The sequence below is a fragment of the Dickeya chrysanthemi NCPPB 402 genome (genome assembly GCF_000406105.1).
Classification (GTDB): domain Bacteria; phylum Pseudomonadota; class Gammaproteobacteria; order Enterobacterales; family Enterobacteriaceae; genus Dickeya; species Dickeya chrysanthemi.
On record NZ_CM001974.1, the window covers coordinates 2430850 to 2444678 of the forward strand.

Below are 13829 nucleotides of genomic sequence, written 5' to 3' on the forward strand. Positions count from 1 at the left end.
TTAATAAATAACGAATAAAGCGAATCAGTGACGACATGCCGACATTCAGAACGGATGAAAAGAACGTAGCTGAACGGGATAGTTGCCGTGCTTTATATATGCGCCAACACGCTATTGCGGTATCGGCTGCTGTGTATTTCCGTCTGAGTGACGGCGAGGAAAAGCAGGAAAGGATGGAGCAAAGAGGAATCACTACGGAAACCGCGAGTACGTCCTGTTACGCCGATCACATCCATGCAGTAATAATTGGCGTCATGTTAATTCGCTATCTTTTCAAAAACAATACAAAAGATTACAAAACAATTCCAACCAATATACCAGAAAGAAATAAATCAACATTCTGATATTATTTACTATTCTTAGCCGGCAGACGTTTTCTTTTCGGCTTCATGGATTAAAGCAGTGGCGGGCTTATCCAACCTACTGAGTGGGAATGAAAACCAGCGGGAATATTACTGACAACGCAATAGCGGCAATGTCATCAGGATGTATTTTTTCCCGTCGACCGGGTGAACAGCATCGAATGCGTGTGGTGATTTTCAGCTTAACCGCTCCGAGGGGAGCGGTTAGCCGTTGCATGGTTCGCCGAGTCAAGCGTAGCGAGAAAAAGAGAGATCGTCGTATTCAATTGCCGGTGTTTTACCGGAGATAATATCGGCCAGTAATTGGCCGGAACCGCATCCCATAGTCCATCCCAATGTGCCGTGCCCGGTATTCAGATACAGATTCTGCAACGGCGAGCGCCCTACCAGCGGCGTACCGTCCGGCGTCATCGGCCGCAACCCGGTCCAGAACGTTGCCTGCTCGACCGGGCCGCAATCCGGATAGAGGTCACGCACCACCATTTCCAGTGTTGCCCGGCGTTTCTGGTTCAGGGAAAGATCAAATCCGGCGATCTCCGCCATACCGCCAACGCGAATGCGCTGCTCAAAACGGGTGATAGCGATCTTATAGGTTTCATCCAATACAGTGGATACCGGTGCCCCGGCCTCGCTGGACAGCGGAATAGTCAATGAATAGCCTTTGAGCGGATAGACAGGAATATCGAACCATTTTTCCAGTAAGCCGCGGGAGTAGGAGCCACACGCCATCACGTAAGCATCCGCCGTGATCTTTTCGCCGTTGCAATACACCGCGCCGACTCGCTGTCCTTCCACATCAAGATGCTGTATCACACTGTTGAAACGGAAGGTGACACCCGCCGCAGCCGCCATCGCCGCCAGTTGCCGGGTAAATAGCTGGCAATCACCGGTCTCATCATGCGGTAACCGCAATCCACCGCTCAGTTTATGACGCACACTCGCCAGCGCCGGCTCAGCGCCAGCCAGTTGATCGGCTTCCAGCAATTCATAAGGTACGCCGGCGTCTTTCAACACCGCGATATCACGGTAAGCATTTTCATACTGCTGCGGGGTACGAAACAGTTGCAGCGTACCGCCCTGACGCCCTTCATAGGTAATACCGGTAGCGGCACGCAGCGCCTGCAGGCAATCGCGGCTGTATTCAGCCAACCGAACCATACGTGATTTATTGACGCGATAATGTGCGTTATCGCAATTCAGCAACATCTGCCACATCCAGCGCAGTTGCGTAGCAGTGAAATCCGGGCGAATCGCCAGAGGCGCATGCCGCTGGAATAACCATTTAATCGCCTTCAGCGGAATGCCCGGCGCGGCCCAGGGCGCAGAATAACCGGGAGAAATCTGGCCGGCATTGGCGGCGCTGGTTTCTAATGCCGGTTCCACCTGCCGGTCAATCACGGTGACGTCATGCCCTGCCTGCGCCAGATACCAGGCAGTACTGACGCCGATAACGCCACTCCCTAAAATCACCACCTTCATTTATTGCTGTTCTCCCTGATCCCTCCGCCAATCCCGCGGAATATGCTGCATAACACGTTAAACACCAAAATAAAAAGCTACTTTAACATGCAGGTATCAATTGTCATCTGTTGCAGATATAGCTTTTATTTATTATGAGAGCGTGAACACAACAACGTAGGATACGTCATAACACCATGTCGCCGCCCAATGCGGCACGTGACCCGTTTTCCACACAAAGGTTTTATCCAAGCTACCGATTTCACATCACTTTTCCCAAAATAAGCTACGATTAAATATGCCGACGCAATGAGGTGGCGGCAGTTATAGTAAGGGGTGCGCTGATGGCTATATCGACTGATGAGCGGGTGACAAGCCCACAACGTCTGAGTGACGGACCAGACTGGACATTCGATTTGCTGCAGGTCTATCTGGATGAAATTGACCGGGTAGCCAAACTCTATCGTCTGGATACCTATCCCCACCAAATCGAGGTGATTACCTCTGAACAAATGATGGATGCTTATTCCAGCATCGGGATGCCCATCAACTATGCCCACTGGTCATTCGGTAAAAAATTTATCGAAACCGAACAGCGGTATAAGCATGGTCAACAGGGGCTGGCCTACGAAATCGTCATCAACTCCAACCCCTGCATCGCTTACCTGATGGAAGAGAACACCATGCCGATGCAGGCGCTGGTCATGGCACATGCCTGTTACGGCCACAACTCCTTTTTCAAAGGTAATTATCTGTTTCGCAGTTGGACCGATGCCAGTTCGATTGTCGATTATTTGCTGTTTGCCCGCCAATACATCGCCCAGTGCGAAGAGCGTCATGGCGTCTATGAAGTAGAGAAACTGCTCGACTCCTGCCATGCGTTAATGAATTACGGCGTGGACCGCTATAAACGACCGCAGAAAATCTCGCTGGAAGAGGAAAAACTACGCCAGAAAAGCCGTGAAGCCTACCTGCAAAGCCAGGTCAATGAACTCTGGCGAACGCTGCCGCGTCGTGAGCAGGAAACCTCGCCGGAGAAAGCCCGTCGTTTTCCCAACGAGCCACAGGAAAACTTGCTCTACTTCATGGAGAAAAATGCTCCGTTGCTGGAGCCATGGCAGCGTGAAATCCTGCGCATCGTGCGTAAAATCAGCCAGTATTTTTATCCGCAAAAGCAGACCCAGGTCATGAATGAAGGCTGGGCCACATTCTGGCACTACACCATCCTTAATCATCTCTATGATGAGGGCAAACTGTCCGATCGCTTTATGCTGGAGTTTCTCCATAGCCATACTAATGTGGTTTATCAACCACCGTACAACAGCCCTTACTACAGCGGCATCAATCCGTATGCTCTTGGCTTTGCGATGTTCCAGGACATTAGGCGCATCTGTCAGGAACCGACGGAAGAAGACCGTTATTGGTTCCCGGACATCGCCGGTAAAGACTGGCTGACGACGTTACATTTCGCCATGCAAAACTTCAAAGACGAAAGTTTCATCAGCCAGTTCCTGTCGCCTAAGGTAATGCGAGATTTTCGTTTGTTTACCGTACTGGATGATGATCACAACAATTATCTGGAGATAGCCGCGATCCATGATGAAAAAGGCTACCAAAAAATTCGTCAGGAACTCTCTTCGCAGTACAACCTGAGCAATATCGAACCCAATATTCAGATCTGGAATGTGGATTTACGCGGCAACCGCTCGCTGACGTTGCGCTATGTGCCGCAAAACCGTGCACCACTGGATAAAAGCAGCCATGAAGTAATGAAACATGTTTATCGTCTGTGGGGGTTCGATGTCACACTGGAGCAAATGAATGAAGACGGCAGCATTGAGCTTATCGATCGTTGCCCACCGCGCAACCCTGCCCTGTAACCGGTCAATTAACCGCAAGAAAAACGGGTAGCCATCAGGCTACCCGTTTCTTTACCAACTGATTCGTAACATCAATCAACGACGGCCTTCGGCCAGGTCACGCGGAATGGCGTTCTGCATACTATGCCACAGCGCCCCGCTCTCTTTGCCGTACTGACGAATCGCGTCGGGCACTTGTTCGTACAGGCCGTCGCGGCCTAACGACTCCAGACGACGATAGAACGCCAGCGCCGTTTTCCGCGCCTCCGGGTTGGAGAAGTAATAACGACCCACCCGAATGTACAACCCTTTCAACCCGTTGATGATCAGGCCATAGATCGGGTTGCCGGATGCAAAAGCCAACCCGCGAAACACGTTGTAATCCAGTTCAGCATACGCATCCGACGTATCCTGAACAGATTCAGTCAGCTTAAGGATCTCTACCGATTTAGCCGGATGCAGACGAATCGCGGTGCGGATGAAAATCCCGGCGATATTGGTGCGCACCGCCAGCAGATTATCGATCAGTTGGGGAACGCTGTCGTGATCAAGCCGCGCCAGCGTTTCAAGGATATTTAATCCGGAGGTTTCCCAAAAATTATTGATTTTGGTCGGTTTGCCGTGCTGAATCGTAAGCCATCCATCACGGGACAGGCGTTGTAACACCTCGCGTAATGTCGTACGCGTCACCCCGATCAACTCAGACAACTCCCGCTCAGCGGGCAAAATTGAACCCGGAGGGAAACGATTATTCCATATACTTTCAATAATATATTCTTCCGCGAATCCCGCCGGACTTTGCGCCTTTATAACCATAAGTTTATATTCCGTAGCGATGTTTACCAGTGAAAGTCAACATCATCATACCAAACGAACCCTACATCACATAGCATAGCAGGACCTGAAAATCTCAATTCGACATAAAAACTGTGACTTAAAGACAATTCCCCGTAAACAAACGCGAATATCCCTCACGATTTACGATAATTTTCTTTAAATACCCTCTCATTGTTAAATTAAATTAACGTTAAAGAAGACATCACCAGCACATCATCACGCCTATATCGTATTTCTTCTGCACGACTCTTCAGGCTCCGCCCCTGAGTGCGGTGCTGCCATACGATTATTTTTAATTATCACTCCCCGCTGTTTTCACCGGACACCCTATTTTTTATGGCTGGCCGTAAACGCGGGGTTTACTTTTCCCTGGGCATCGCCCTGAATGCTAGCGCTGTAGCGCGCTGGCTTATCAGCACCGGCCTGCTATTTTCACTGGCATGACCAGCCCAGATCAAGTATGGCATGCCGCCGTTAATCATATTGAAGTTTTGTTATTGCCGATTCTTATGTTAATGGCAGCCAATGATACCAAACCGTTATTATCTCTGCGCGTATTCGCAATCATGGTATTCCCCCGCCGATCCATTGCCAGCAGGCGGGTACGCTGATGCCACTCATCCGCGTAGTTTCATCTTTTTTGCCGCCTATCCGCGACACGGGCGGAAAAGCCGGCCCCCCCGGCAAAAACGCATCGTTCATCAATACCCGCATGATTGATCAATACCCCCATGCTCTGGAATAAATCGTGTATAGTAGAGGGCGGATTTTGTCACGAAACTGGCTATCCCTCATAGAAAGCGTTAAAAACAGCAGGGTATTTGTTGGCACAGCAGAATCTCCGCTTAGGCGCTGATGCAAGCTCCGTCGGATACCGGCGCCACTCGCGCCGTCGCGGGAAGCGTCAGTGGATCTGACCAGAGATTCAATGAGGGCGGTGAGCACGGTTATCACTGCTCATACTATCGTTTTTAGCATGGAATATTTTTATGTTGCGATTTTTAAACCGTTGCTCCCGTGGTCGGGGCGCCTGGCTTTTAATGGCGTTCACGGCGCTGGTTTTTGAACTGGTAGCCCTTTACTTCCAGTACGTTATGATGCTGAAACCTTGCGTACTCTGTATTTACCAGCGAACGGCGCTCTACGGCGTCATGGCCGCCGGGTTAGTAGGCGCGATAGCGCCGGGCACTGCACTGCGCTATCCGGCAATCGGGTTATGGATTTACAGTGCCTGGGAAGGGCTGTCGCTGGCCATCAAACACACCAATATCCAGTTGAACCCATCGCCGTTCGTTACCTGCGACTTTTTCGTCAGTTTCCCCTCTTGGTTGCCGCTGGATAAGTGGCTGCCGGCTGTCTTTACCGCCACCGGCGATTGCTCCGAGCGTCAGTGGAGTTTCCTGAGCATGGAAATGCCGCAGTGGATGATCGTGATTTTCGGCGCTTATCTGCTGGTTGCCGTGCTGGTTCTGATTGCCCAGCCCTTCCGCCCCAAACGCCGCGACCTGTTCGGCCGTTAAACCGCACGCAATACCGGGTCAGATTACCGCTGGCCCGGCTAGCTCCTTGTTACCTAAATAATCATCCGGAAACAGAAAAGCCCAGTGATACGCTATGAGTGCGTATATAGTAAACGTGTCTATAACGATATAGTAAGTGGATACGATTATGGCTACGTATAAACAGTTATTCGATATTGGCGAAAGTTTCGGGCAATTCGTCAAACGGGGTCTTGAACACGAAATTGCTGCCGTCAATGCCTCACTGAAAAAACTGGCAGATGACGGCATATTGTCGAAGATGACACTCACCAGACTCAATGCCATTAAACAGCAGTATCATCTGCTGGTCGCCGGCGAAATGTGGTGTTCAGATTGCCATAAGAACATGGCAGCGATGCATGTGATGTGCCAATATCAGCCCAACATTCGCATGTCGATCATTACCAAAGGGTATGCTGAAGATGACCTTCAGTTGGATGACATTTCCATTCCAATGGTAGCCATTCTGGATTCAGATTTTAATCTGATCGGATCTTTTCTTAAAAAGCCCAGCAGTGTTGTTCATCGCCTTGATGAAACCGTCATGACGCAATACAACGCTGGGCTATTACTGGAGGATACGATCACGGACATCCTCGCGATCATTTATCATCATGATACGCTGCGAGACCGAAGCAGTGCTTAGAAATTCGGCGTGACCACCGCAGTATGCCTTGCCTCAGCAATTTAATATAAAGTCATTGATATCAATAGCTACCTAGCCCATTCCGGTTTGTTTAAGATGTGGTCTTGCCAGTCCACCACGTCACTTTCACGCACGGCGATATAGCGTACCGAGATTCTTTGCTGGTGCATCGCCGATTTCGAGCCCGACAGCAACGGGTGCCAGGGTTGCAGCCCTTTTCCCTCATGTATCAAGCGATAAGCGCAGGTTTCCGGTAACCAGTCAAATGACAGCAGATTTTCTCGCGTCAGCTTGATGCAATCCGGCTCATACTCAAACCGGCGCGCGTAATTACGGCACTGGCAGCTTTTAATGTTCAGTTGATTACAGGCTACATTGGTGAAATAGAGTTCATCCGTATCTTCATCGATCAGCTTATGCAGGCAGCAACGACCACAGCCGTCACAGAGCGCCTCCCATTGCTCGTCCGACATTTGCTCCAGCGTTTGAGTTTCCCAAAAGGGTTGTTGAGTCATAACGGCTATTCCGATGATAAACAGAGAAGTCTGGCTGCGTATTGTAAAGGGGGATGAGGTGGGATACCACCCGCAGCAGCGCCGCGGGCGGCGGCAGAGTCAAATAACGTGGGTCGTCAATGTACGATCGTTAAGCGTGATGGTTAATGCATCACCAGGCTGCAACGGCCCCACACCTTGTGGCGTGCCGGTCAGGATAATGTCGCCGGCACGCAGGGTAAAAAAGCGGCTCATATAGGCTATCAAGGGCAGAATCGGCGTAATCATATCGCGTGTATTGCCTTGCTGACGCACGTCGCCATTGACGTGAATACCCAATTCCGCTTGCTGCGGGTCGCCAAATTCAGCCACCGGAATGAACCCGGATACCGGGCAGGAGCCATCAAACCCCTTCGCCTTTTCCCACGGTTGGCCCGCTTTTTTGAACCCGGCCTGCAAATCACGCAGCGTTAAATCCAGCGCCACGCCATAGCCGGCAATCGCTCGGGCGACACGCTCTTCGTTTGCCTGCTTGAGCGGCGTGCCGATCAGTACCGCCAGTTCAACCTCGTGATGTACCGAACCCAGTTCTTTAGGAATCGCCACCGGTTGACGCAAATCGCACAGCGCGGTTTCAGGCTTAATGAACAGAACCGGTTCCGCCGGCTTGGCGCTACCCATTTCACGGATATGTTCGGAATAGTTACTACCGACGCACACCACTTTATTGACGGGAAAATCCAGTAACGCGCCCTGCCAGTCTCTATGTTGATACATGTACCCTCTCCTGACCTTTCTGTTAACGGATGGCGCCGGCCCGCCATAGCAGGCGGGACATCGCCAGCCCATCATACCGGCATCGTCATCAAAAAAGTAAGCACGATTGATGAACAACAGTATCCGAAATTTATCATAACCCCCGCGCTATCTTTTGCGACCGACATCAATACGCCGGGCGAAGAAAGGAATTGCGCGGGACGGATAAAAATTCGTTTATTTAATCGCGACGGCGAATATACCTGTATATAAATCAGTATCGAGAAAATAGCATCAACAAGATTAAACCTTTTCACGGTTTATTTCTGACACCCCTGTATTAAAAAACAGCGGCCAATTCCCGTCGCAGCATCAAACATTATCTGAAAAATAATTCGGGTATTATTTTTTTACACTTGCCTGCAGTTCATCCCATAGACTTTCCGGCGGCGGCGGCAACTGCAGATAAAAGCCCTGATCACTAAGCATCTGTTTCACTTTTTCAATATCTGCCGACGCCAGTTTTTTACTGCCATTAAGCGGTAATATCATCACCAGATGCGGCTGACCAAAACTTTTCATCAGTTCCTCGGGAACGCGGGAAAAGTCGTCTTTTTTTTCGACATAAAGATATGTTTGCTCGCGTCTGGAACTTCTGTAGATCACACAATACATGTTTTTTACTCTGAACTAAGATAATGGTGTCTTGCCTGTATTTTCATGTGACTATAACATGCTTGGAGCGCTCTGGAATATCATGCCTTAAATGTTACTCTGGGGATTTAAAGATGCTGAAACTGAGTCAGGACAGATGTCACAAACGCCAATTGAGTTGAAAGGCAGCAACTTTACCTTATCCGTTGTTCATCTGCATGATGCACAGCCCGATATTATTCACCAGGCCCTACGGGAAAAGATCGAACAAGCGCCCGCGTTTCTCAAAAATGCGCCGGTCGTTGTCAATGTTTCGACGCTGTCCGCTGATGCTGACTGGATTAAGCTTCAGCAGGCGATTACCGATGCGGGCCTGATAGTCGTAGGGGTAAGTGGTTGTGATGACGAGCAACTCAGGCACGTCATCGCCAGGGCGGGGCTTCCGCTATTACGTGAAGGTAAATTACGCGAAGGCAAGGACCGCCGGACAACTCAGCCTCCGGCACCGGTTGCCACACCGGTTAAAACCCGGGTGATCAACACGCCCGTCCGTTCCGGACAGCAAATTTATGCCCGCGACTGTGATCTTATCGTCACCAGCCATGTCAGTGCCGGTGCCGAAGTGATTGCCGACGGCAATATCCATATTTACGGCATGATGCGCGGCCGCGCGCTGGCAGGCGTTTCTGGTGATGTCGACAGCCAGATCTTCTGCACCCAGTTGGCCGCTGAGTTGGTGTCGATCGCCGGACGTTACTGGCTTAGCGATCAGATACCGGAAAATTATTTCGGGAAGGCGGCGCGCCTGAAACTGAGTCCGCCTGACCATGTTCTGACCATACAACCTCTAGACTAGGCCCTTGAAAGGAATTATTTATGGCACGCATCATTGTTGTTACTTCAGGTAAAGGGGGCGTTGGCAAGACCACTTCAAGCGCGGCCATTGCTACCGGTTTAGCCCAAAAAGGCAAGAAGACGGTTGTCATCGACTTTGACATCGGTCTGCGTAACCTCGACCTGATCATGGGATGTGAGCGCCGGGTCGTGTATGACTTTGTGAATGTCATCCAGAACGACGCCACCCTGAATCAGGCGCTGATAAAAGATAAGCGTACCGAAAATCTGTATATCCTGCCAGCATCGCAGACCCGCGATAAAGAAGCCCTGACCCGTGAAGGCGTGGACAAGGTACTCAAGGATCTGGCCGACATGGAGTTCGATTTCATTATCTGCGATTCCCCCGCCGGTATTGAAACCGGTGCGCTGATGGCACTTTACTTCGCGGATGAAGCCATCATCACCACCAACCCGGAAGTGTCGTCAGTACGCGACTCCGACCGTATCCTGGGGATATTGTCCTCCAAGTCGCGCCGCGCCGAACAGGGCCAGGAGCCGATCAAAGAGCATTTGCTGCTAACCCGTTACAACCCGGGCCGCGTCAGCCGCGGCGACATGCTGAGCATGGAGGACGTGCTGGAAATCCTGCGTATTCCGCTGATCGGCGTCATTCCGGAAGACCAGTCGGTATTACGCGCGTCCAACCAGGGTGAACCCGTCATTCTGGACACGGAGGCTGATGCGGGTAAAGCCTATGCGGATACCGTCGATCGCCTGCTGGGAGAAGAACGGGCTTTCCGTTTTATTGAGGAAGAAAAGAAAAGCTTCCTGAAACGACTCTTTGGGGGGTAAATCATGGCGTTACTCGATTTCTTTTTGTCCCGCAAAAAAACGACAGCCAATATCGCCAAGGAGCGGCTACAGATTATTGTCGCGGAGCGACGCCGTGGGGATAGCGAACCGCATTACCTGCCGCAACTCAAGCGCGATATTCTGGAAGTCATCTGTAAATACGTACAGATTGACCCGGAAATGGTGACGGTGCAGTTGGAACAAAAAGGCGACGACATTTCCGTGCTGGAGCTCAACGTGACGCTACCGGAAGCCGACGAACCTACGCCGCCGCCCGCCACGCCTGCCGAAAAATAATCACGTTTTTCTCAGGAAACGGTTTCAGTTGCCGCCTTTGTCTACAAGAGGTCTGCAAGGGCGGCAAGCCGACGTCAATAATCCGCCAGAATCGCTTTCAAGCCTGGCCCGAACAAACGCCCACGCCACCCGGAGATCATTTCGGGTTCGCATTCCGCCACGACCAGTTTCCAGTGCCAGTTCAGCAAGCGGTTAATTTGCCGCCGGGATGCCAACAGCTCGGCCGACAAGCCGCTCTGTTCCGCACTCTGCTGCACCAACGCCTTGATATCGCGAAACGCTTTCTTATAGCCGGGATAATCGATCAAATTGACCACCGCCGGCGGGTAATCCGCCTCGCTTAACGACGCGCTTTCCGCCACCAGCGCCAGCAACGTCTTACCGTGATAACGAATTTCCGGCCCGCTCAGCCCTAGCGAATCAAGCTCCCCAAGTGAACCCGGCAGGCAACGGGCGACCTGCCACAGGTTCTCTTCACGGACAATAAAATTGACGGCGCTATCGCGCTCACGCGCTTTGCGCAAACGCCATGCCGCCAGTTTTTGCAAACAGGCCAGATGGCGTCCTCTCAATTGCCAGGCGTTACCGATCTCCCGATACGCCATCTCCGGCGCCAACACCTCCTGACGGCGCTGACACAGTAACCGGCACTCATCCAACGCCGCATCCAGCCAACCCGCTGCGCGCGTCTCTGCGACCAACGTTCTGGCTACCGGCAGCAGGTAAAACACATCCGCGGCCGCGTACTGACATTGCTTTTCGCTCAGCGGACGCGCCAGCCAGTCGGTACGGGATTCACTTTTATCCAGCGCCACTTGCCGGTAGTCCGCGACCAGCGCCGCAAAACCATAAGACAGCGGCTTGCCCATAAATGCCGCCAGAATCTGGGTATCGATGAAAGGCGACGGCAGGCAACCAAACGCGTTCAGAAAAACTTCTAAATCTTCACTGCCGGCATGCAGAAATTTGGTGATTTGCGGATTCTGCAACAACGCGCGAAACGGTGCCCAATCGCGGATCGCCAGCGGGTCTATCAACGACAGATTGTCACCGTCATACAACTGAATCAGCCCCAGTTGCGGGTAATAGGTACGAGTACGGACAAATTCGGTGTCCAGCGCTACCTCGGAAACCGCGCACGCCTGCGCGCACACCGCTGATAATCCTTCATCGGTAGTAATCAACTGATAATTCAAAACGGTATTCTCTTGGTTGTGCTCCGCATCATCTCAAGCGGGGCATAAAACATATTCATGGCGGACCATCACCACCACGTGGGTTAACCGGTCCATCAGCGCAGGCAATAGCTTACGCGAAGCGTGGTGTTGTCCTGTCGTGCTCAGCACGGCGGCCCCACCATACCCGTCATGCCCCCGACAGGCAACCATCAGGCGGCTGACTGCTCATTGCGCAGCTCACGTCGGAGAATTTTCCCCACGTTAGATTTCGGTAATTCACGGCGAAACTCAAACAATCGCGGCACCTTGTATCCGGTAAGATTGCGTCGGCAATGGCTGATCAGTTCCTCCTCCGTCAGCGACGGGTCGCGGCATACCACGAACACTTTCACCGCCTCCCCCGAGGTTTCACTGGGCACACCGACCGCCGCCGCCTCAGACACTTTCGGATGCCGAACGACCACTTCCTCGATCTCATTGGGATACACATTAAAACCGGACACTAGAATCATGTCTTTTTTGCGGTCGACGATTTTCAGGAACCCCTGCTCATTGGCCGTGACAATGTCACCGGTTGCCAGCCAGCCCTCTTTCAGCACGTCGTACGTCGCGGCGGGTTGCTGCCAGTAACCAGACATCACCTGCGGGCCGCGCACCCATAACTCACCGGGTTCACCGGGCGCCGCATCCTTACCGTCATCATTGATGATACGGACATCCGTGGATGGCACCGGCAAGCCGATACTACCGCTGTAATGCTGCAAATCATACGGATTGCCGGCCACCAGCGGCGCGCTTTCCGTCAAGCCGTAGCCTTCCAGCAAGTGGATGCCCGTCAGCTTTTCCCACCGTTCGGCCACCACCTGCTGTACCGATGCCCCGCCGCCCACCGACAACCGCAGTGTGGAGAAATCCAGCCGGCTAAACGCATCATTGTTCAACAAGGCATTAAACAGCGTATTTACTCCGGTAATCGCGGTAAATGGGTAGTGCGACAGCTCCTTGATCATACCGGGAATATCACGCGGGTTGGTAATCAGCAGGTTTTTGCCGCCAAGCTCGACAAACAGCAGGCAGTTCACCGTTAACGCAAAAATGTGATAGAGCGGCAGCGCGGTGACCACCAGTTCCTGGCCCTCTTGCAGTACCGGGCCATAGGCCGCTTTAGCCTGCATCAGATTGGCCTGCATGTTCCGGTGAGTCAGCATGGCGCCCTTGGCGATACCGGTCGTGCCGCCGGTATATTGCAGAAAAGCCAGATCCTGATTGCTGACCTCCGGCTTCACATACGGCATACGCTTGCCTTGCTGCAACACATGGCGAAATGAAATGGCATCCGGCAGGTGATACTTCGGCACCAAACGCTTAATGTACTTCACCACGAAGTTGACCAGCGTCGCCTTGGCCGGCGCCAGTTGATCCCCCATACGGGTCAGGATCACATGTTTTACCGGGGTGTTGTACACCACTTTTTCCAGCGTATGGGCAAAATTAGACACGATGACAATGGCCGAGGCACCGCAATCTTTTAGCTGGTGCTCCAGCTCGCGCGGCGTATACAGCGGATTAACATTCACCACCACCAGCCCGGCCCGCAAGACGCCGAACAACGCTATCGGATACTGCAACAGGTTCGGCATCATCAACGCAACGCGCTCACCCTTTTTCAGTTTCAACTGATGCTGCAAGTACGCCGCAAAAGCGCGGCTGCGTTCCTCCAACCGTCGGAAGGTCATGACCTCGCCCATATTGATGAAAGCCGGCTGGTCGGCATAACGTTCCACTGCGTGTTCAAACAACTCGATTAGCGAAGCGTAGCGATCCGGGTCAATTTCCGCGGGGACATCCGCTGGATAACGCGCTAACCAGATTTTTTCCAAAACGTCACTCCCGAGATATTTTTTAAGTGGCATCATCGATCCCAACCCGAGTGATCTTTAACAACATTTTAACGCATATTAACAACGGTGAGATTCACAATGCTCAGGTTGAGAAGATGATCACTTATTTCAATTTGTTGCCATCTACTGCAAAAAAATGAGGCGACCCTCGCCGCCT

General features: G+C 51.9%; 14 protein-coding genes. 7 read left to right on the forward strand and 7 right to left on the reverse strand.

What is annotated here, in order from left to right; genetic code table 11:
• The first annotated feature begins 35 nt into the window (after nucleotides 1–35).
• On the forward strand, nucleotides 36–344 hold the full coding sequence (locus DCH402_RS10890) for a hypothetical protein (RefSeq protein ID WP_152486915.1): 309 nt from the start codon (nucleotides 36–38) through the stop codon (nucleotides 342–344).
• Nucleotides 345–590: 246 nt separating this feature from the next.
• On the opposite strand, the gene DCH402_RS10895 is transcribed toward DCH402_RS10890, so the two are convergent.
• On the reverse strand, nucleotides 591–1841 hold the full coding sequence (locus DCH402_RS10895) for a D-amino acid dehydrogenase (protein ID WP_040001118.1): 1251 nt from the start codon (nucleotides 1839–1841) through the stop codon (nucleotides 591–593).
• A gap of 323 nt (nucleotides 1842–2164) precedes the next feature.
• Here DCH402_RS10895 and DCH402_RS10900 point away from each other — a divergent pair, with 323 nt between their 5' ends.
• A complete protein-coding gene (locus DCH402_RS10900; RefSeq protein WP_040001119.1) occupies nucleotides 2165–3700 on the forward strand; it encodes a SpoVR family protein in 1536 nt (511 codons plus the stop codon).
• Between the two features lie 75 nt (nucleotides 3701–3775).
• On the opposite strand, the gene fadR is transcribed toward DCH402_RS10900, so the two are convergent.
• Nucleotides 3776–4495: a fatty acid metabolism transcriptional regulator FadR gene (fadR, locus tag DCH402_RS10905; RefSeq protein ID WP_012769719.1), complete on the reverse strand. Its 720-nt coding sequence runs from the start codon at nucleotides 4493–4495 to the stop codon at nucleotides 3776–3778.
• 1010 nt (nucleotides 4496–5505) lie between these two features.
• Here fadR and dsbB point away from each other — a divergent pair.
• Both dsbB and DCH402_RS10915 read left to right on the forward strand, forming a co-directional pair.
• Nucleotides 5506–6036 (forward strand): disulfide bond formation protein DsbB, encoded by a 531-nt coding sequence (gene dsbB / locus DCH402_RS10910; RefSeq protein WP_040001120.1) that lies wholly within the window; start codon nucleotides 5506–5508, stop codon nucleotides 6034–6036.
• A 148-nt stretch (nucleotides 6037–6184) separates the two neighbouring features.
• Nucleotides 6185–6703: a thioredoxin family protein gene (locus DCH402_RS10915; protein ID WP_040001121.1), complete on the forward strand. Its 519-nt coding sequence runs from the start codon at nucleotides 6185–6187 to the stop codon at nucleotides 6701–6703.
• Between the two features lie 68 nt (nucleotides 6704–6771).
• Here DCH402_RS10915 and DCH402_RS10920 read toward each other — a convergent pair whose 3' ends face one another.
• From DCH402_RS10920 to DCH402_RS10930, 3 genes are all read right to left on the reverse strand, one after another.
• Entirely contained in the window at nucleotides 6772–7218 is a 447-nt protein-coding gene (locus DCH402_RS10920; RefSeq protein ID WP_027711981.1) for a YcgN family cysteine cluster protein, read from the reverse strand.
• A gap of 99 nt (nucleotides 7219–7317) precedes the next feature.
• Nucleotides 7318–7974, reverse strand: coding sequence for a fumarylacetoacetate hydrolase family protein (locus DCH402_RS10925; protein WP_012769716.1), 657 nt, complete (start codon nucleotides 7972–7974; stop codon nucleotides 7318–7320).
• A 381-nt stretch (nucleotides 7975–8355) separates the two neighbouring features.
• Nucleotides 8356–8628: a YcgL domain-containing protein gene (locus DCH402_RS10930; RefSeq protein WP_040001122.1), complete on the reverse strand. Its 273-nt coding sequence runs from the start codon at nucleotides 8626–8628 to the stop codon at nucleotides 8356–8358.
• Between the two features lie 136 nt (nucleotides 8629–8764).
• Between DCH402_RS10930 and minC the strand changes: the two genes are divergently transcribed.
• From minC to minE, 3 genes are read left to right on the forward strand one after another with little or no spacing between them, the layout of a single operon-like run.
• The gene (gene minC / locus DCH402_RS10935; protein ID WP_040003540.1) at nucleotides 8765–9463 is read left to right on the forward strand and encodes a septum site-determining protein MinC; all 699 of its coding nucleotides are present in this window, start codon (nucleotides 8765–8767) and stop codon (nucleotides 9461–9463) included.
• Between the two features lie 20 nt (nucleotides 9464–9483).
• Nucleotides 9484–10296, forward strand: coding sequence for a septum site-determining protein MinD (minD, locus tag DCH402_RS10940; protein WP_040001123.1), 813 nt, complete (start codon nucleotides 9484–9486; stop codon nucleotides 10294–10296).
• 3 nt (nucleotides 10297–10299) lie between these two features.
• Nucleotides 10300–10593 carry a cell division topological specificity factor MinE gene (gene minE / locus DCH402_RS10945; RefSeq protein ID WP_027711979.1) on the forward strand — a complete coding sequence of 98 codons (294 nt, stop codon included), beginning with the start codon at nucleotides 10300–10302 and terminating at the stop codon, nucleotides 10591–10593.
• A 74-nt stretch (nucleotides 10594–10667) separates the two neighbouring features.
• On the opposite strand, the gene rnd is transcribed toward minE, so the two are convergent.
• Together rnd and fadD are read right to left on the reverse strand one after the other, a co-directional pair.
• On the reverse strand, nucleotides 10668–11789 hold the full coding sequence (gene rnd / locus DCH402_RS10950; protein WP_040001124.1) for a ribonuclease D: 1122 nt from the start codon (nucleotides 11787–11789) through the stop codon (nucleotides 10668–10670).
• Nucleotides 11790–11980: 191 nt separating this feature from the next.
• Nucleotides 11981–13651 carry a long-chain-fatty-acid--CoA ligase FadD gene (fadD, locus tag DCH402_RS10955; RefSeq protein ID WP_152486917.1) on the reverse strand — a complete coding sequence of 557 codons (1671 nt, stop codon included), beginning with the start codon at nucleotides 13649–13651 and terminating at the stop codon, nucleotides 11981–11983.
• Between the last annotated feature and the right edge of the window lie 178 nt (nucleotides 13652–13829).